We start from the raw sequence: 17985 nt of genomic DNA, 5'->3' as shown, positions 1-17985 counted from the left end.
ATGATGGAGAAAACCGTCCGCCGCGGCACGCGCACCGGCTTCACCACCGGGGCCTGCTCCGCCGCGGCCGCGCGCGCCGCCGTGCTGGGCCTGGTCGAAGGCGCCGTGCCCGAGGCGGTGGACTGCGTGCTGCCCAACGGCGACGTGGTGCGCTTCGCGGTGAACGACGGAAGGTGCGATGGTGCGTCCGGCGATGGCGCGCAAAGCGCTCAAGCCGCGCATGCCATGGTCATCAAGGACGCGGGCGACGACCCCGACTGCACCGACAAGGCCCACCTCACCGCCGACGTGCGCGTGCTGCCCGGACGCGCGGGCGAGGTCGTGCTCTGCGGGGGCTTCGGCGTGGGCACGGTCACCATGGCCGGCCTGGGCCTGGAAGTGGGCGGCCCGGCCATCAACCCCGTGCCCCGCCGCAACATCGAAGACAACGTGCGCGCCGTGGGCGGCCCGCTGCTGGAGCATGCGGGGCTGGAAGTGACCATCTCCGTGCCCCAGGGCGTGGAGATGGCCAAGAAGACGCTGAACGCGCGCCTCGGCATCCTGGGCGGCATCTCCATCCTCGGCACCACCGGCATCGTCAAGCCCTATTCCACCTCTGCCTACCGCGCGAGCGTGGTGCAGGGCGTGCAGGTGGCCGCCACGCTGGGCCACGGCGTGGTGGTGCTCACCACCGGCGGGCGCACCGAACAGTTCGCCATGAAGGAGCGGCCCGGGCTGCCCGCCGCCTGCTTCGTGCAGATGGGCGACTTCCTGCGCTATGCGCTCGACGAAGCCGTGGCGCAGGGCCTGCGCGAAGTGGTGATCGGCGGCATGGTGGGCAAGCTCACGAAGATCGCCCAGGGCGAGACCATCACCCACGCCAACCGCGCCGAGGTCGATACCGGATTGCTGGCCGGTCTGGCCGCCCGCGTGGGCGCACCGCCCGAGGTCTGCGCCGAGATCGCCGCTGCCGAAACCGCGCGCTTCGGCGCCGAACGCATGCAGGCCCTGGGCCTGGGCGAGCCCTTCCACCATGCCCTCGCGCAGGCCGTGGTGCAGACGCTGACGGCGCCCGACCGCTACGGCGACCGCTTCCACCTCACCGTGCTGGTCTGCGATTTCGACGGCAGCAAGATCACCGAGGCCGCCTCCGGGCCGGCCGCCAACGCCTGACGGCACCTCACGATGACGACCACCAACCTGCTCGAGAAAGACCCCCAGCCCTGCCGCGTGATCGGCGTGCTGGACGACGGCGCCGCCAGCCTGAGCGCCACTGCGCTCGCGCTGCTGCGCCGCGCCGACCTGGTGATCGGCGGCACGCGCACGCTGGCGCTGCTGGAGGACGACATCGCCCCGCAGGCCGTGCGGCGCGACCTGACCGGCTGCCTCTCGTCCGTGCCCGGCTGGATCGCCGAGGCCCGCGCCGCCGAGCAGGCCTGCGTGGTGCTGGCCACGGGCGATCCGCTCTGCCACGGCATCGCCAGCTACCTGGCCTCGCGCCTGTGCATCCAGGCGCTGGAGGTGATGCCCAACGTCTCCACGCTCCAACTGGCCTGCGCCCGCCTGGGCCTGGCATGGCAGGACGCGCGCATCGTCTCCGTGCATGCCAAGGATGCCGGCGAGTGGACCGTGGGCGCCGCGCCCGCGCACGGCCTGTACGCGCTGGCCCAGGCCGTGCGCCAGCACGACCGCCTGGCCGTGCTCACCAGCCCCGACAACACGCCCGCGCGCATCGCCCGCCTGCTGGTGGCCGAAGGGCTGGGCGACGACTTCCAGATCAGCGTGGCCGAGCGCCTCTGCACGCCCGACGAGCGCGTGTGGGCCGACATGGCGCCGGCCCAGGCCGCCGCGCAGCAGTTTGCCGACCCCAACGTGGTGCTGCTGGTGCGCACGCGCCAGCGGCCCGACGCGGTGCGCTTCGGCCTGCCCGATGCGGCCTACCACCAGCGCCAGCCGGACAAGGGCCTGATCACCAAGCAGGAAGTGCGCGCCGTCTCGCTGGCCCGCATGCAGCTGCGCGCCGCGAGCCGCGTGTGGGACATCGGCGCGGGCAGCGGCTCCGTGGGGCTGGAGGCCGCGCGCCTGTGCCCGCAGGGCCACGTCTGGGCGATGGAGAAGAACGAGGGCGACGTGGAGATCGCGCGCCGCAATGTGCGCGATTTCGGCGTCTCCAACCACACGCTGGTGCACGGCAAGGCGCCCGAGGGGCTCGATGCCTGGCCCGACCCGGACGCCGTCTTCATCGGCGGCTCGGGCGGGGAGCTGGCCGAGCTGATCGCGCTGTGCCTCAAGCGCCTGCGCCCCGGCGGCTGGCTGGTGATGAACTTCGTCACGCTGGAGAACCTCGCCGCCGCCACCCAGGCGCTGCAGGCCGCCGGTGCCGCCTGGGACGTGCTGCAGCTGCAGGCCGCGCGCAGCAAGCCCATCCTGCACATGCACCGCATGGCCGCCGAGAACCCGGTGTGGATCGTCTGCGCGCAGGCCGCCAGCGCCGGGGCTGCGGCGCCGGCCGTGGAGGAGGGCGCATGACCGCCGAACCCGCCACCATCACGATCGCGCCGCGGCCGCGGCCGCAGCCGCAGGATAAGCACACGCCGTCCACGCAAGGACCCCTGGGCCGCCTGATCGGCGTCTCCCTCGGCCCCGGCGACCCCGGCCTCATCACCCGCGCCGCCTGGGCGCAGCTGCAGCGCAGCGATGCCGTGTGGACCTACCCTGCGCGCAGCACCAAGACGCCCAGCTACGCCTTCGACATCGTGCAGCGCGCCGGCCTCACGCCGCCCGCCACGCACCAGACGCTGCTCTTTCCCATGACGCACGACGGCGACAAGCTCGCCCGGGCCTGGATGCGCGCGGCGGACACCGTGCTGCCCTGGCTGCAGGCCGGGCGGGACGTGCTCTTCCTCGTGGAAGGCGACGCCAGCACCTACGCCACCTTCGGCCACCTGGCGCGCACCGTGCGGGCGCTGGACGCGCGCATCGAAGCGCCCGTGATCGCCGGAGTGAACGCCTTCACGGCCGCCTGCGCCACGCGCGGCATGCCGCTGGCCGAGCAGGACGACACCATCGCCATCGTGCCCGCCGCCTACGGCGTGAGCGCGGTGGACCGCCTGCTGCCCGACTTCGACACCCTGGTGCTCATGAAGGTGAAGCCGCTCATGGACGACCTCATCGACTGGCTGGAGCGGCGCGAGCTTCTGCCGCACACGCAGTTCATCGAGCGCGTGGGCGCACCCGACGAGCGCTGCGTGGCAGGCCCTGACCTGCCCGCGCTGCGCGGCACCAAGGTCAGCTATCTCTCGCTCATGGTGGTGAAGAACCCGCACCGCATCCGCGGCGAGCGCATCAAGGGCTGCCTGAAGAAATCCTCGCCCGCTGCCGCTGATGCGGGCATCTCGACATCCGAAGAACCGGAGCTTGCCGAATGACGACCGCCACCACTCCCGCCGCGCCCGACGTGGTGCTCTCCGCCCCTGCGCAGCCCGCCAGCGAGGTGCGCGTGTGCCTCGTCGCCATCACCCGCCACGGCGCCGCCCAGGCCGCGCAATTGGCGCGCGACGTGCCCCAGGCGCATGTCTGCGCCGCCGCCAAGTTCGCAGCGGCCTTCGAAGGCCTGCCCAACACCGTGCGCGCCTACGAAGGCGCGCTGCGCGACGAGATCGCGCCCCTCTTCGCGCAGTACGACCAGCTGGTCTTCTTCGTCTCGCTCGGCGCCGTGGTGCGCCTGATCGCGCCGGTGCTCAAGTCGAAGGACGAAGATCCCGGCGTCACGGTGGTGGACGATGCCGGCCAGTTCGTCATCCCCGTGCTCTCGGGCCACGTGGGCGGCGCCAACGAATGGAGCGAGCGCATCGCCGCGCTGATCGGCGCCACGCCCGTGCTCACCACCGCGTCCGACGTGGGCAAGACCATTCCCGTCGATATCCTCGGCCGCCACCTGGGCTGGCGCGTGGAGGCGCCCAAGATCAACATCACGCGCGTCTCGGCCCATGTGGTCAACGGCGAGCCCATCGCTGTGGTGCAGGAGGCCGGCAGTCCGAATTGGTGGAACCGGCCCACGCCGCTGCCCGCCAACATCACCTGCCTCGGCGACTGGAGCGGCGTGGATCCTGAACGCTTCAAGGCCGTGCTGTGGATCACGCACGACGAGGTCGCACCCGAGCGCTGGGCCGCGTGGCACGAGCGTCTGGTGGTGTACCGCCCGCCACAGGACGCGGACAAGGCCATCGCGTGATCTCCGCTGCCACCATCGACGCCGCGGCTGCGTCTCCGGACGCGGCCACGGGCTCCGGCGTCCGCCTCGCCATCGGCCTGGGCTGCGACCGCGGCACGCCCGAGGCCACGGTCGATGCCTGCCTGCGTGAAGCGCTCGCCCAGGCCGGCGCTGAGATTGCCCAGGTGGCCGTGGCCGCCAGCATCGAGGCCAAGCGGGACGAAGCCGCCTTCCTCTCGCTGGCCGCGCGCCACGGCTGGCCGCTGCGCTGGTATGCCGCCGCGCGGCTCGCGGCCGTGCCCGTGCCCAACCCGTCCGAGACCGTGCTGCGCTACATGGGCACGCCCTCGGTCAGCGAAGCCGCCGCGCTGCTGGCCGCGGGTGCTGCCGATGCCTCGGCGCTGCTCGTCGAAAAGCACCGCCTGCGCGGGCCCGACGGTCGCAATGCCACGGTCTCCATCGCACGCATGCCGCAGGCCCCGCAGGGCATTTCCGATCACGCCGGCTGAGGCACCGCGCAAGCGCCCTGAGCCGGATTCCTCCCGCAACTCACTGAAAGGTCCACCATGCATATCGAAATCGGCATCCTCTCGCAGGACAAGATCGCCTATGCCTCCGTCGCCGCCACGGCGCTGCTGGGCGCGCACGCGCTGCCCCTGCTGAAAAGCCCCACGGCCTGGCTGCGCACGCTGCTGGCCGCCTTCTTCTTCAGCGTGCTGATGCAGGTCTGGCACATGCCCGTGGGGCCGTCCGAGCTGCACTTCGTGGGCGCCATGCCGATCTACCTGCTGTTCGGCTTCATCCCCACGCTGTTCGGCTTCGGGCTGGGGCTGCTCGCGCAGGCCCTCGTCTTCGAGCCGCAGGATCTGGCGCACCTCGCCATCAACTTCCTGAGCCTGGCCGTGCCGCTGGTGGCCGTGCACCACGGCCTGGGCCAGCGCATGCAGCGCATCAGCGTGGCCAACGTGCTCAAGCTCGATGCCGTGTACTACGCGGGCGTCACGCTCATGGTCGGCTTCTGGCTCTCCATCAGCAGCGACGCGGCCCCGGTGGCCGACTGGGCGCTGTTCGCCGCGTCGTACCTGAGCCTCGTGGCGGTGGAGCCGCTGCTCACCATCGGCATCACGGTGGCCGCTGCCCGCCTGCGCGGCCGCCGCTGGCTCGCCGCCTGCATCGACGAGCGCACGCTGCAGCGCATCGCCGCGCCCGCATCGCCGGCCGCCGCAGCCTGAAGGGACGCACGCACATGTCCGCAGGAAAGATCATGCTCGTGGGCATCGGCCCCGGCAGCACCGACCACATGACCGCGCGCGCCCGCGCCGCCATCGCCGAGGCCGACACCATCATCGGCTACGTCACCTACATCAAGCTCGTGGCCGATCTCATCGAGGGCAAGGAGATCATCCGCAAGTCCATGACCGAGGAGCTGGACCGCGCCATCGAATCGCTGGCCCGCGCCCGCGAGGGCAAGAAGGTCGCGCTCATCTCCTCGGGCGATGCGGGCGTCTACGGCATGGCCGGCCCCACCTTCGAGGTGCTGTTCCAGGCCGGCTGGACACCGCCCGCCTTCGACGAGAACGGCGTGGTCGAGCCCGGCGGCATCGAGGTCGAGATCGTGCCCGGCGCCTCCGCGCTCAACAGCTGCGCGGCCCGCGTGGGCGCGCCGCTCACGCACGACTTCTGCGCCATCTCCCTCTCTGACCTGCTCACGCCCTGGCCCACCATCGCGCGCCGGCTCGACGCCGCCGCCATGGCCGACTTCGTCGTCGCGCTCTACAACCCCAAGAGCGGCCGCCGCACGCGCCAGATCGAGGAAGCGCAGCGCCTGTTCCTGCGCCACCGCAGCCCCGACACGCCCGTGGCCATCGTCAAGAGCGCCTACCGCCGCCGCGAACGCATCGAGTTGGCCACCCTGGCCACCATGTGCGATGCCGACATCGGCATGCTGAGCACCGTGCTCATCGGCAACAGCAACACCATCGTGCAGCACGGCCTCATGGTCACGCCGCGCGGCTACGCCAACAAGTACGACGTGGAAGGCGGCGGCGCCACGCGCGAAGGCGAACGTCCCGGCCGTTCGCTCTCCACGGGCCTCAATGGCTGGCTGGAGAACCTGCAGCTCGACCACGCCGCTGGCGAAAGCATCGAAGCGCTGGCCCTTCGCCACCGCCTGCCGGCCGACTACATCCGCGACACGCTGGCACAACCGCTCGCCGTCGCCGAGGCCGCAACGACCGAGGAAGAGGCATGAGCACCGACACGCCAGAGAACACCGCCGCAACCGCCACGCCCGCCGAAGGCGTGCGCGTCGTCGTCAAGCCCAAGATCGGCAGCTACCGCCGCCACATCCTCATCTGCACCGGCCCGCGCTGCGCGCAGGAGGGCCAGGCCCAGGCGCTGTTCGACAGCCTGGGCGAGAAGTTCAAGGCGGCCGGCTTGAACGACGGCGACCTGCGCGTGAAGCGCAGCCGCGTGGGCTGCTTCGCCGCCTGCAAGGGCGGCCCGGTGATGTGCGTGCAGCCCGACGGCACCTGGTACTACGACGTCACGCCGGCCAACATGGACCGCATCATCGAGCAGCATCTGGTGGGCGGGCAGCCGGTGGAAGACCTGGTGTTCCACCAGGGGCCCACGGGCGGTTAAGGCAACGCTGACCAAGCCCCTCGCGCGCAGCGCAGAGACTTATTCAGCATCGCCTTAATTCGCCTGCGGTGCCCGCGGCACGCCGCAGGCCCGGGCCAGCAACGCGCGCAGGGCCGGCTGTTCCGGCGGCACGGCCAGACCGATGCCGAGCGCCAGCGCATCGCCTTCGGCCAGCCGGCGGTAGGCCACGCCCGCGCGCCGCAGCCCCGCGAAGGAGCCGGCCAGCAGCGCCATGCCGCGCCCGGCCGCCACGCCGGCCAGCAGCACATGGTGGTCCGCCGGCTCGCGCAGCCGCGTGGGCGCGAAGCGATGCCGTGCGAACACCTGCTCGCAGTGGTCGTAGAACGCGGGCTGCCGGGCGCGTTCGAACCAGAAGATGGGCTCATCCGCCAGGTCGGCCAGCCGCAGCAGCCGGCGCCGGGCCAGCGGGTGCGCGGAAGGCAGCGCCACCACCATGGGCAGGCGGTCCAGCGCCAGCACGTCGAGCCCGCGCACGTCCGTGGGCAGCGCGATGAAGGCGGCATCGAGCTGGCCCTTGCGCAGCTGCCGCACCAGGCGCGGCGAGGTGTCCGACGACACGGCCACCGCCACCCCGGGCTGCAGAGCCTGCACGCGGTCGGCCAGCCCGCGGAACCAGGCCGGCTCGGCCGCGCTGGTCAGCCCCAGCCGCAGCGTGGCCGGCACGGCGGCGCCCTGGAAGGCAGCCTCGGCCTGCCGCAGCAGATCGGCCACGCCGCGCGCATAGGGCAGCAGCCGGCGCCCGGCATCGGTGAGGCCCACGCCTCGGGCGTGGCGGTCGAAAAGGGCCGTGCCCAGCCGTGCCTCCAACTCCCGGATCGCGCGGCTCAGGGGCGGCTGCGACAGATGCAGGGCCTCCGCGGCCTGGCGGAAGCTCAGGGCGTCGGCCACGGCCAGGAAGAGGGCGAGGGACCGGGAATCGAGCTTGGAAGACATACCGAAAGGTATCACCGAAACGGTCATTCCCGGAGCGCCGCAGGCTTCCTACATTCGCGGCTCCACCCCTCGACAGCCGAAAGGAGCCCCGCATGCCGCATGCATCCCCGTCCAGCGCCCCCACGTCCCCATCCTCCACCGCCTCCCTCCCGCCGATGCCCGCCGGCACAGGCAACCACAACTACGACCACGACACGCGCCACGAGCGCGGCGCCCGCATGCTGGCCCGGGTGGACGGCCCCGCGGGCCTCGCCGTGGTGGAGCAACTGTCACAGTCCTTCCCCGATTTCGCCCGCCTGCTGCTGGAATTCCCGTTCGGCGACATCTATTCCCGCCCCGCGCTGGGCCTGCGCGAACGCGAGCTGGCCACCGTGGCGGCCCTGTGCGCCATGGGCCATGCGCTGCCGCAACTGCGCGTGCACGTGCATGCGGCGCTGCACGTGGGCTGCAGCCCGGAGGAGATCGTCGAGGTGGTGATGCAGATAGCGGTCTACGCCAGCTTTCCGGCCGCACTCAATGCGCTGGGCGTGGTGCGCGAGGTGTTCGCCGCATCGGGCATTGCGCTGCCGCTGCGCGGCGGCGGTCAGGCCGACGAGGACGACGCGCCATCGACGGCCGCATAGTGCGGTACGGGAGAAGGCGGCTGCGCTTCACCGCCGCGCCGCAGGCTTGCGCAGCAGCCAGCGCAGGCCCGCCCCGGCCAGGTACAGCGTCAGCGCCGCCGGCAGCGTGAACATCGATCCCCATGCGCCCGTCAGGAACACCGCGTAGGCCGCGTCGGAGAGCCCCGGCGCGGCGGCGCAGTGCATGCCCGATCCTTCGTTGCCCGTGCACTCCAGCAGCGCGGCCAGCGGCCACCAGGCCAGCAGGAGCAGCAGCGGTGCCAGGCCCAGCAAGGTGCACAGCAGGCCGAACCAGTGGCGGGCGAGGAACGGAAAGCGCCGGGCGAGCCGTGCCATCGGACGGCGGGCCGCGCTACTTCCGGCCGCCCACCGCGAGCAGCAGCCCGCCGACGGCGATCGCACCGATGCCGAGCCACAGCGGCACGTTGACGCGTTCCTTCTCCTTGGCGGAGATTTCCAGCGGGCCGAGCTTCACCACGGTGGTGTCCTTCGTGTAGCTGAAGCCGCCGTAGGCGAGGCCGAGGGCGCCGGCCACGATGAGGGCCAGGGCGACGAGGCGTGTGGCGTTCATGGGTGTGGGTTCTCTCAGGATAGTCCTGCACGGGCACCGTGCGTGCAGCGGGCGGCTGCCCGGCAGGGAATGCGGATGGGAAAGGCTGCCATGCATGAGCATAAGCGCTGCCGCACCGCCATGGTTCAGCGCGGCCGGTACATCTTGAATTTCTGCTCCGGCCCCACCGAGAAATAATCCGCCGGCCCGCCCGCGCGCAGGATGTGCCCGGCGGTCGCGGTGTCGTACACCCCATCCTGCAGCAGGGCCGTGTCGATGTGGATCATCACCACCTCGCCCAGCACCAGCCAGGTGGGCACCTGCACGCCGTCCGCGCCCTGCAGCTGCAGGATCTGCGTGCAGCGGCATTCGAAGGTGACGGGGCTTTCCGCCACGCGCGGCGGGGCGACGCGCTCCGAGGCCAGGGGCGTGAGGCCGGCCAGCGCGAACTCGTCCACCTCGGGCGGCACAGCCGCGCAGCTCTGGTTCATCGCTTCCGCCAGGTCGCGCGTGGCAAGGTTCCAGACGAATTCGCCGGTGGCCTGCACGTTGGCCAGCGTGTCCTTCGCGCCGATGCTGGCGAAGCCGACGATGGGCGGCACGTAGTTGAAGGCGTTGAAGAAGCTATAGGGCGCGAGGTTCAGCGTGCCCTCGGCGCTGCGCGTGCTGATCCAGCCGATCGGCCGCGGGCCCACGATGGCGTTGAAGGGGTCGTGCGGCAGGCGGTGGCCGCTGCGCGGCTCGTAGCTGTGGAGGGTGCGGGCGGTGTTCGTCATGGCCGCCACGATACACAAAACCCCCGTCAGCCGCCGCGCGGCCCCGCCTGCGTGCCCAGGAAGCGTCCCGGCGGCATGCCCACCGTGCGCCGCACCATCGCGCTGAAAGCGCTCGGGCCGTAGCCCAGTTCCGCCGCGATCTGCCCCATCGGCTGGCGCGAGGCCGCCAGCGCCACGGCCTTGGCGAGCACCACCTGCTGGCGCCACTGCGTGAAGGTGGTGCGCAGTTCCGTGCGGAAGAGCCGCGCCACCGTGCGCGGGCTGGCCCCGGTGTCGCGCGCCCAGTTGGCCAGTGTCGCGTGGCGCGTGGGATCGGCCAGCACCGCCTCGCACAGGTGGCGCAGCCGCTTGTCGCGCGGCAGGTCCACGCCCAGGCGCACCACGGGCGCGCGGCGCAGCTCGTCCAGCACCAGGGCGCTCAGCAGGCGTTCCCGCCGCAGCGCCGCGTCGGACGGCGCGGGGGCATCGTCGGGCTCGCACGGCATCTCGCGCACGAGCGCGCGCAGCAGGTCAGACACCTCCAGCACGCGGCACTGCCGCCACGGGGCCTCGTCGGCGCGCGGCACGCCCGGGCCGCAGCGCCCGCGCGGCTGGTGCAGGTAGAGCGTGCGCAGGTCGGCGCTCTCCACCATGGTCACCGTGTGCTCCACGCCCGGGGGAATCCACAGCGCGCGCGAGGGCGGCACGATGTACGTGCCCTGCGCCACGGTGAGCCGGATCGCGCCGGTGGTGGACACCGCCACCTGGGCCCACGGATGGCTGTGCGGCAGCACCTGCGTGTCGGCCGACAGGTGCCGCATCTTCGCGCGCACCGGCCGCGCCGGGCCGGGCACGAACAGGTGCGGCGTGAGCGAATCCACGTACGACAACGCGCGCTGCGTGCGCGGTGCGCGCGGGGTGCGGTCGGGCCGTGTTCCGGCCGCGGGAGCGGAAAGTGCAGTGCTTGGCATGTTCGCGACAGTCTTTGGCCGGCTATCGTAATGCGGACGAGGGCGGGCTTCTTAAGATCGGCGCATGACCCCGATCAACGCACCCACGGCCACCTTGCGGCAGGACGCCCGCACCATCGGCCTCATCGGCCTGGCGCACGGCTCCTCGCATTTCTTCCACATGCTGCTGCCGCCGCTGTTCCCGTTCCTCATCGCGGAGTTCGGCTACAGCTACTCCGAGCTGGGCTTGCTGGTGTCGGTGTTCTTCGTCATCTCCGGCGTGGGGCAGGCGCTGTCGGGCTTCATCGTGGACCGCGTCGGCGCGCGCCCGGTGCTGTTCTTCGCGCTGTCGAGCTTCGTGCTCTCCGGCCTCGTGGCCAGCACCGCGGGAGGCTATGCCGGTTTGATGGCCGCGGCGGCGCTCGCGGGCCTGGGCAACGCGCCCTTCCATCCGGTGGACTTCACCATCCTCAACAAGCGCGTGTCGCCGCAGCGCCTGGGCCACGGCTTCTCGGTGCACGGCATCTCGGGCAACCTCGGCTGGGCGACCGCGCCGGTGTTCATGGGCGGCATCGCCGCGGCCACCGGCTCCTGGCGCGCGGCGTGCCTCTGCGGCGGCGTGCTCGCGCTGATCATCCTCACCATCATGGTGCTGAACCGCGATGCGCTCGATGACCGCCGCGGTGCCGCAGCCGCCTCGCCGGCTGCCGGCAAACCGGGTGCTGCCGCCGCGACGTCGGCGGGCGTGGGCCAGGGCGCGATCGCCGAACATCCCATGGCCTTCCTGCGGCTGCCCTCCGTGTGGCTGTGCTTCTCGTTCTTCTTCTGGACCACCTGCTCGCTGAGCGTCATCCAGAGCTTCGCCGGCCCCACGCTGCAGAAGATGTACGGCCTGCCGCTGTCGCTCACCTCCATGGTCGTCACCGGCTACATGCTGTGCGGCGCCGCCGGCATGGTGGTGGGCGGCTTCCTGGCCGGCCGCGTGGCGCGCCTGGAGCGCACCATCACCGTCTGCCTGCTGGCCACGGCCGTGCTGCTGGTCGTCGCCGGCACCGGCCTGCTGCCCGGCATGGCCGCCATGGTGTTCGTCGCCCTGGCGGGCATTGGCACCGGCCTGGCCGGCCCCTCGCGCGACATGCTCATCAAGCGCGCGGCGCCGCCCGGTGCCACCGGCCGCGTCTACGGCACCGTGTATTCGGGGCTGGACCTCGGCTTCTGCGTCGCCGCCCCCGTGTTCGGCGCCATGCTGGACGCCGGCATGACCTCCGGCATCTTCTACGGCTCGGCCTCCGCACTGGTGCTGGGCGTGGCGTCCGCTGGCGTGGTCGGCATCGGCGTCGCGGCCAGGGCGCGGGCGCAGCGCATGGCTGCGGCGGCATGAGGAGAGACGCGCACGGCGGAAGCCACCGCGTGTGGTGACGGTCGAGCGGCAGGGCCGCGAACGCCTGCGCATCGTCGTGCGGCCGCGCCTGCGGGCCGCGGTCATGCTGCTGGCCGGCACCTGCCTCGCCGTGCTGCCGTGGATCGCGGCAGTCCACCTGATCGGCGATCCGCAGGCCCGCGCGCGCCTGGCCGCGGAGAGCTTCTGGGCGATCGCGATGCTGTGCCTCTGGGCCGTGCTGGCGTGCGGCGCGGGCATCGCCCTGGTGCGCTTCGCGTCGCGCACCCGCGAAGCCGTTCTGTCGGGCCCGCACGGTACGGGCGAGGCCCTGCGCCACTACCGCGCCGCGCCGAGCGTGCGCGACATGGGCGTGGTGCTGCACCACGTCGACGCGGTGTGGCTGCGCCGCGTGCCGCACGGCCGCAGTGGGCTGCGCCGCGAGGAACTCGTGCTGCGCTGCATGCACGGCGGCCCCCGCGTGCTGGCCTGGGTCGCGGTGCTGCCCGGGACCGCCGCACCGCCCCGCCTCGCGGACGCCGCCCGCGCGGTGGGGGATTTCCTGAGCGTGCCCGTGGCGTTGAACGGAGAACCGCTGCCTGCGCGATCGGCCGCCCGCCGGCGGCAGGCCCGCAGCCTGCCCAAGGTGGCGGAGCCGCCGGTGGACGCGTTCCGGCTGCGCGCGCCTGGCCGGTGCATGGCGGCAGCCGGCGCGGCGCTGGCCGGCCTGATCGCGGCCTGGCTGGCGCTGCAGGTGGTGGGCGCGGTGCAGACCGGCCACCTCGTCGTTCACCCCCGTGCGGGCGGGGTGCGGCACTACGTGTGGGCTGCCGCGCCCGGAGCGTTCGTGTTCCAGCTCGTGCTCACGTCGGTGCTCGCGGGGCTGTGTGCGTTGGTGGCCTGGGTGGGGGCGAGGATGGCGTCGGGGCGTGGGGATCGGTGGATCTGATCCATTCAGCCTGCAAGGGCCAGGTGGAACCTGGCACCCGTGCTGTCACGCGCCATCACTTGGCCTTCGAATGCCCATGCGCCGCATTCCCCTCGGACGCCATGCTGCTGGCCAGCACCTTCGCATAGGCGGACTTGTCCAGGTGCACCGAGCAGTACTGGTCCAGCTCGGGCTTGATCTTCTCGATGGCGTCCTCTTCGAACACCGCTTCCTTCTTGCCGCTTTGCGTGTGGCCCACGGCGTAGTAGATGAACTTGGGCTTGATGGACTCGTCCAGGCCCACGTAGTCGGAGCAGGTGGTCTTCACGATCGGCTTTCGGGCCTTCGCTGCGGGCGCGGCGGCCACGGCAGCCGTTGCGGCGGGCGCCTTGGCCGGGCTCGGGGTCTGCGCCATCGCGGTGGCGGCGACCAGGGTGGACAGGGTCAGGGCGGACAGGCGGGCAAGAACTCTCATGATGGCACTCCTCGATCGAACGATGATGATGGGTCTCCCGGGGAGGCGCAGCGCAGCGCAGCGCGGCGGCCTGGCCGGTTCCGTGCCGTCGGCACCGCGGTTTCGTGGAGGAAATCGGCGGGGCTTTCAACGACGGTTTCATCGTAGGAGTGCAGACTTAGACAGGTCTTAGAACCCGGCCGTGGCGGCCGGCGGCGCGGCATCGATGCCCACCCAGCGCTGCAGCGCGTCCGGCGCGGCCCGGGCCTGCACGCGTTCGCCGCGGGCGGGGAACACTTTGGCGTAGTGCAGCACGCCGTCCTCGCCGAAGCGGAAGTCCCCCGCGAACCCCTTCACCACCACTTCCTCCCGCGCGATCGTCCAGGCGGCCACATCGATCAGCACGGCGCAGGTGACGGGCCCCGTGCCGTAGTCGGTCGTGAGCCATTCCTGCGCGGCGAGAAATCGCGCATCGGCAGACCAGCACAGCGGCGCGCCGAAGATCCGGTGCGGTACCGCGCGCCCGCCGATCGACAGCCGGTAGAAAGCGGGGCCGAAGCGGATCTCGCCTTCGAGGAGCAGGTCTGCACGGCGGGTGCCGTCGGGGGAGCGTGGCATGGAAAGGGCGGGAGGATGGACGAAGGAAGGCGGAAACAAACCGCCACGGGCATGGAGCCGCCCGCCCACACCAGCCCTTCGGCATCACGCGATGCGGCTGCGGCGCGTGAAGAGCCGCGGAACCACCCCGCCCGTGGCCTGCATGTAATCGCGGTACGCCGGCCCGAACACCTCGCACATCATCGCCTCTTCGCGCGGAATGCGCACGATGCAGAGGATGCCCACGGCGACGAGCGCGCCCATCCCCGCGACGGCATTCGGCAGCAGCAGTGCCTGCGCCAGCGCGAACAGCAGGAACGCGGCATACATCGGGTGCCGCATGAACCGGTACACGCCCCGCTGCACGATCTGGTGGTTCGGGCGGATCTCCAGCGTGATCGACCACCAGGTGCCCAGCTCCGCATGCGCGCGCCAGAACAGCCACAGGCCCGCGGCCCACACCAGCGCCCCCGCAGCTGGCCATGCGTCCGGAGGGTCGGCATACGAAGCGCCATCAAGCCAGGGCGTGAAGAGGTAGACCAGCGGCAGCACCATCTGCCCGATCGCCACGAGCCCGATCAGCGCCTTGTCCAGCCGCGTGGAATGGTTCGCCCGCGATGGTCCCGCGGCGCGGGCGCGGCGTTGGTAGACGGTGCGAATGCCCTGGTAGGCCAGCAGGCCGACGAGGAATATCGCCTGCGGTGCGTGAAGATGCATGGGTTCCCTCCCTGCCTGTCTTTTTTAGTGCCCAGCCATTCTGTACCGCCATGCCCGCGGCGGACAGTGGCAAGCCTTTCTCCCAGCCATAAGCAGCGGCAACGCTCACTGTGGTGTCGCGGGAATCGCCAGTGCGGCCGGAAAGCAGGAGAGAACGAGCAAGAGGAAAAGAAAAACGTTCAGGAAAGGCGGCCGAGCACCCGGGCATACGGGCTCGCCAGAAAGCAAAAGCCCGCCAGGTTCAGCACCACCGTCGCCCAGAACACCGTGCGGAATTCCGCCTTCGTCGACTTGTGCCGAAGCACCTGCTGCGCGACCAGCGCCCCGGGCCAGCCGCCCACCAGCGCCAGCCAGTGGAGCTTCCGCTCCGCGATGCGCCAAGCGCCGCGCCGGGCTGCGGACTTGTCGATGGCATAGGCCAGGAACGTGACCACGCTGGCCCCGAGGTACAGCCAGAGCGTCCACCGCGGTGGATGGCCCAACCCGTAGCCAGCCAGCAGCACCGCGGCACCCAGCACGAGCGTCCATACGCTGGCGGCGCTCCAGGGTGCGCTGCGCGGGGTATCGGAACGTGGGCGGGCGGCGCGGCCAGCCGGTGGCCGGCTCGTGGCGCGCACCAGTTCCACCTGGACTGCGCGCTTCTTGCCCTGCGGGCCCATCTCGACCGCGAAGCTGACGCGCTGGTGCACCTGCGGGCGCTCCTGAAGCAGGCCGCGGAACGCCTTGATGTGCACGAAGACCTCCTGCCCGCCTTGCGTGGGCTGGATGAAGCCAAAGCCGCGGTCGTCGTTCCAGGAGTGGATGGTGCCTTCGAAGCGCATGAGACGACGTCTATGGACAAGCCTTCAACGACCAAATGGCGCTGACTTGCAATTGGTAACTATCTGCCGAGCGAACATAGCGCTGCTCAACCGTTGGGTTTATATGATCGCCCCTCGACATGACTAGAAGAGGGGTGGGAAGGATATGAGCAGCAGCATCGTAACAGTGGCGCAAGAGGCGCTGCGTGCCGAACTGGCGCGTAAGCTCGCACCGAAATACGCTACGCGACTTTTTCAACTGCGTGACATCCCGACGGTGATGCGCTCGCGGCTAGGGTGGACTGTGGCAGGTGCGTTGATGGAACGGTGGTTCAACGGTGCACCATTCCGCTTGCCTCCTGAAATGAAGGAAGGTCGAGCTTCCCACTATCGATTGAGCCAGTTGGCGGCGGTGCATCTGGACGAAACGACCGTGACCATGGCTTGGCGCTTAGGTTTGCGCGAGTGCAGGCTGCGTTGGCTAGATTGCAGGCCAATTGGGCGAATCCTGCCGGGGTGGGCATGCTGAAGAGGCGTATCGCCAACCAATATGGCGGTCTGCAATGTGTGCGCTTTGGCGATCTGTCCCAGCCTGCCAAAATATTGGACGAGACTTGCCAGGTCAACTATGTGGTCTTTGGAAAGTGGAGCGATCCACTGGACGATTTCTATGGTGCGATGGGCGAGGCGCAAATGAACGTGGCTGTTTCAGGTATTTTTATGCCGAAGGACGGTGGCGGGGCCATGGTGGAGATCGACGAACTCGGCTTCTATTTGCGCGACTCCTACGACTTCAACGACAACCATGCTTTTCTGTCACAACCCCTGGGCTGCTGGGGCTTCTCCGGTGTGCAATGCGGACCTCTCACCCGAACCACCGTGAAAGTTGAGGATATCACCGTGGATGAAGAACCAGCTGCCGTGGAAGGCTATAAATATCTCGTTCAGAACGCCGACTTCCAGCGGTGGAGGGAAAAGCACCAGAGGGGCGGCGACTTCATGGTGCTTTCTGATGTTTTGCGCGTACGACTGCCGTTCCCGCAAAAATTCTCTTGGTGAAAAGCATGGAGCTAAAGAAGAAGTATTTGCGATGGGCGCTTTGGCTTTGCCTTGCAGTGCTCTTTGCATGCTGCGTATGGTATCTGACGACACCTGTTTTCAAAGGCAGCTACATTAGTCCTCGCCATGTGTATCGTGTAGAGTATTACGATGTATCGCCGATCCAACGACTTATCCATTACGACATGAAAATCCCGTCATTCGTGCGTCTTTATCGTATCGAACCGGAGACCTTAATGGGGGAGAGCGATGTTGCTGATCTATGGATCAACGGCCAGCTTTACTGGTGGTTGAACCCGCCGGTCAATGCGGTGCAGATCGGACGAGATATCGTTTTCGAGAACGTTCCTCCTGAGTGTGCGGACTGTCCTAGATTGCCCAACTCTGCCGTCAGACCCTAATGGGTAGGGCGCGCTAAACAATCTCGTTTTCAGCAATCAGCGCGGCGACAGCTGCTTGCATGGACAGCCAGATTCGGGCGCGATCGAACCGCGGCATGGCCAGGATCAACCGCAGGTTTTGTCCAGTCCCACACATCACCACGTCCAGGGCCCAACTCTTCCTTGATCGGGCTGCGCCTCAGCCCGTCCACCTTCATGTGCTCGATAGCCGCTTCGATGGCACGGCCGACGGTGAGATAGCCCCCTGATTCCCCCGGAACCGTCCCGTCGCTTATCTTTTGAGACTGTGCTTATGACTAGGCATACGGAGTCAGTCGAGGTAGTGATGAAGGGCCAGCGCCGCAGGCGCTGATCACTGGTTGAGAAAGCGTCTCGGCGGGGCTGCCATTTCAGTGGCGCAAGCTCGAACGGCAGGTCGTGTTGACGGACGTGTCTGCAGGAGAAGCCGTGATGCCTGCATCTGAGCTTGCGGCGGCCCGCGCGGAAATCGCCAAACTCCAGCGCATGCTCAGCAAGAAGACCTTAAAGAACGAAATCCTCAAGGAAGCCATGGAGTACGCTGCCAAAAAAATTGGATTGCGCGCTTGCCCTTGTTGCCCGGGGACGAGAAGTGAAGACGGTCTGGCAGACGATGGAGCTGTCGCGCTCGCACATGCGCGACCTATTGGTGCGCACTGAAGCAAGGACCGATGGCCGCAGGCCCCGCACGCCCAGCGGTGATGCTGAACTGCGTCATGAGCCTAGCTATGGCTACCGTCGTGCTTGTGCCCTGGTCAATCGCCAGCGCGCAGTGCGGGGCATCCAAAGTCAATGCCAAGCGCGCCTATCGCGTGACGGCAGAAGCCGACCTGCTGTGCCTAAGGCACCCCGCCGGCGACAGACCGCACGCCCCAATGAGTGGCGTGTGGCGGTTTCGCGCAGCGGCCTGAGCCATCGGTGGACCAAACGCTTTATTGCGAATAGGACGGGGCCGGAAATACGGGG

At 69.7% G+C, this 17985-nt stretch carries 21 protein-coding genes and 2 pseudogenes; 14 read left to right on the top strand and 9 right to left on the bottom strand.

What is annotated here, in order from left to right:
• The 8 genes from Q9R47_RS02365 to Q9R47_RS02330 are packed head-to-tail and all read left to right on the top strand — an operon-like array spanning nt 1 to nt 6835.
• Nucleotides 1-1152 carry a cobalt-precorrin-5B (C(1))-methyltransferase gene (locus Q9R47_RS02365; protein ID WP_311231601.1) on the top strand — a complete coding sequence of 384 codons (1152 nt, stop codon included), beginning with the start codon at nt 1-3 and terminating at the stop codon, nt 1150-1152.
• Between the two features lie 12 nt (nt 1153-1164).
• Nucleotides 1165-2508, top strand: a complete 1344-nt coding sequence (cbiE, locus tag Q9R47_RS02360) for a precorrin-6y C5,15-methyltransferase (decarboxylating) subunit CbiE (protein WP_311231600.1) — start codon at nt 1165-1167, stop codon at nt 2506-2508.
• Nucleotides 2505-3407: a precorrin-2 C(20)-methyltransferase gene (gene cobI, locus Q9R47_RS02355; RefSeq protein WP_311231599.1), complete on the top strand. Its 903-nt coding sequence runs from the start codon at nt 2505-2507 to the stop codon at nt 3405-3407. The genes cbiE and cobI overlap by 4 nt, the downstream gene beginning before the upstream one ends.
• A complete protein-coding gene (locus tag Q9R47_RS02350; protein ID WP_311231598.1) occupies nt 3404-4213 on the top strand; it encodes a cobalamin biosynthesis central domain-containing protein in 810 nt (269 codons plus the stop codon). Before cobI ends, Q9R47_RS02350 begins: the two co-directional genes overlap by 4 nt.
• Nucleotides 4210-4701, top strand: a complete 492-nt coding sequence (locus Q9R47_RS02345; RefSeq protein ID WP_311231597.1) for a cobalamin biosynthesis protein — start codon at nt 4210-4212, stop codon at nt 4699-4701. Before Q9R47_RS02350 ends, Q9R47_RS02345 begins: the two co-directional genes overlap by 4 nt.
• Before the next feature lie 57 nt (nt 4702-4758).
• Entirely contained in the window at nt 4759-5424 is a 666-nt protein-coding gene (locus Q9R47_RS02340) for an energy-coupling factor ABC transporter permease (RefSeq protein ID WP_311231596.1), read from the top strand.
• 14 nt (nt 5425-5438) lie between these two features.
• Entirely contained in the window at nt 5439-6443 is a 1005-nt protein-coding gene (cobJ, locus tag Q9R47_RS02335) for a precorrin-3B C(17)-methyltransferase (protein WP_311231595.1), read from the top strand.
• A complete protein-coding gene (locus Q9R47_RS02330; protein ID WP_311231594.1) occupies nt 6440-6835 on the top strand; it encodes an NAD(P)H-dependent oxidoreductase subunit E in 396 nt (131 codons plus the stop codon). Before cobJ ends, Q9R47_RS02330 begins: the two co-directional genes overlap by 4 nt.
• A 54-nt stretch (nt 6836-6889) precedes the next feature.
• On the opposite strand, the gene Q9R47_RS02325 is transcribed toward Q9R47_RS02330, so the two are convergent.
• Nucleotides 6890-7789, bottom strand: coding sequence for a LysR family transcriptional regulator (locus tag Q9R47_RS02325; protein WP_311231593.1), 900 nt, complete (start codon nt 7787-7789; stop codon nt 6890-6892).
• Nucleotides 7790-7881: 92 nt separating this feature from the next.
• Between Q9R47_RS02325 and Q9R47_RS02320 the strand changes: the two genes are divergently transcribed.
• On the top strand, nt 7882-8412 hold the full coding sequence (locus Q9R47_RS02320; protein ID WP_311231592.1) for a carboxymuconolactone decarboxylase family protein: 531 nt from the start codon (nt 7882-7884) through the stop codon (nt 8410-8412).
• A gap of 27 nt (nt 8413-8439) precedes the next feature.
• On the opposite strand, the gene Q9R47_RS02315 is transcribed toward Q9R47_RS02320, so the two are convergent.
• The 4 genes from Q9R47_RS02315 to Q9R47_RS02300 all read right to left on the bottom strand — a co-directional run bounded on the left by Q9R47_RS02315 (nt 8440) and on the right by Q9R47_RS02300 (nt 10688).
• Nucleotides 8440-8748, bottom strand: a complete 309-nt coding sequence (locus tag Q9R47_RS02315; protein WP_311231591.1) for a hypothetical protein — start codon at nt 8746-8748, stop codon at nt 8440-8442.
• A 16-nt stretch (nt 8749-8764) separates the two neighbouring features.
• Nucleotides 8765-8983 (bottom strand): hypothetical protein, encoded by a 219-nt coding sequence (locus Q9R47_RS02310; RefSeq protein WP_092840165.1) that lies wholly within the window; start codon nt 8981-8983, stop codon nt 8765-8767.
• Between the two features lie 125 nt (nt 8984-9108).
• Nucleotides 9109-9738 carry a flavin reductase family protein gene (locus Q9R47_RS02305; RefSeq protein WP_311231590.1) on the bottom strand — a complete coding sequence of 210 codons (630 nt, stop codon included), beginning with the start codon at nt 9736-9738 and terminating at the stop codon, nt 9109-9111.
• A 26-nt stretch (nt 9739-9764) separates the two neighbouring features.
• Entirely contained in the window at nt 9765-10688 is a 924-nt protein-coding gene (locus tag Q9R47_RS02300) for a helix-turn-helix transcriptional regulator (RefSeq protein ID WP_311231589.1), read from the bottom strand.
• A gap of 64 nt (nt 10689-10752) precedes the next feature.
• Between Q9R47_RS02300 and Q9R47_RS02295 the strand changes: the two genes are divergently transcribed.
• Together Q9R47_RS02295 and Q9R47_RS02290 are read left to right on the top strand one after the other, a co-directional pair.
• Nucleotides 10753-12048 (top strand): MFS transporter, encoded by a 1296-nt coding sequence (locus Q9R47_RS02295; RefSeq protein WP_311231588.1) that lies wholly within the window; start codon nt 10753-10755, stop codon nt 12046-12048.
• 31 nt (nt 12049-12079) lie between these two features.
• Nucleotides 12080-12994 (top strand): hypothetical protein, encoded by a 915-nt coding sequence (locus Q9R47_RS02290; protein ID WP_311231587.1) that lies wholly within the window; start codon nt 12080-12082, stop codon nt 12992-12994.
• A gap of 55 nt (nt 12995-13049) precedes the next feature.
• Here Q9R47_RS02290 and Q9R47_RS02285 read toward each other — a convergent pair whose 3' ends face one another.
• The 4 genes from Q9R47_RS02285 to Q9R47_RS02270 all read right to left on the bottom strand — a co-directional run bounded on the left by Q9R47_RS02285 (nt 13050) and on the right by Q9R47_RS02270 (nt 15562).
• Nucleotides 13050-13448: an HdeA/HdeB family chaperone gene (locus Q9R47_RS02285; protein ID WP_311231586.1), complete on the bottom strand. Its 399-nt coding sequence runs from the start codon at nt 13446-13448 to the stop codon at nt 13050-13052.
• A gap of 168 nt (nt 13449-13616) precedes the next feature.
• Nucleotides 13617-14045: a hypothetical protein gene (locus tag Q9R47_RS02280; protein WP_311231585.1), complete on the bottom strand. Its 429-nt coding sequence runs from the start codon at nt 14043-14045 to the stop codon at nt 13617-13619.
• 84 nt (nt 14046-14129) lie between these two features.
• Nucleotides 14130-14741, bottom strand: coding sequence for a protein-S-isoprenylcysteine O-methyltransferase (locus Q9R47_RS02275; RefSeq protein WP_311231584.1), 612 nt, complete (start codon nt 14739-14741; stop codon nt 14130-14132).
• A 179-nt stretch (nt 14742-14920) separates the two neighbouring features.
• Nucleotides 14921-15562, bottom strand: coding sequence for a cold shock and DUF1294 domain-containing protein (locus Q9R47_RS02270; protein WP_311231583.1), 642 nt, complete (start codon nt 15560-15562; stop codon nt 14921-14923).
• Between the two features lie 145 nt (nt 15563-15707).
• Between Q9R47_RS02270 and Q9R47_RS02260 the strand changes: the two are divergent.
• The 3 genes and pseudogenes from Q9R47_RS02260 to Q9R47_RS02250 all read left to right on the top strand — a co-directional run.
• Nucleotides 15708-16600, top strand: a pseudogene (locus tag Q9R47_RS02260) (DUF6402 family protein).
• Nucleotides 16601-16605: 5 nt separating this feature from the next.
• The gene (locus Q9R47_RS02255) at nt 16606-17001 is read left to right on the top strand and encodes a hypothetical protein (protein ID WP_311231580.1); all 396 of its coding nucleotides are present in this window, start codon (nt 16606-16608) and stop codon (nt 16999-17001) included.
• 292 nt (nt 17002-17293) lie between these two features.
• Nucleotides 17294-17941 (top strand): annotated as a pseudogene (locus tag Q9R47_RS02250) (IS3 family transposase); the annotation flags it as partial.
• Between the last annotated feature and the right edge of the window lie 44 nt (nt 17942-17985).

This window comes from Acidovorax sp. PRC11 (assembly GCF_031844105.1).
GTDB lineage: Bacteria > Pseudomonadota > Gammaproteobacteria > Burkholderiales > Burkholderiaceae_C > Paracidovorax.
Note: the sequence above shows the minus strand (reverse complement) of the source record. Positions and strands in the feature narration are given on the sequence as shown.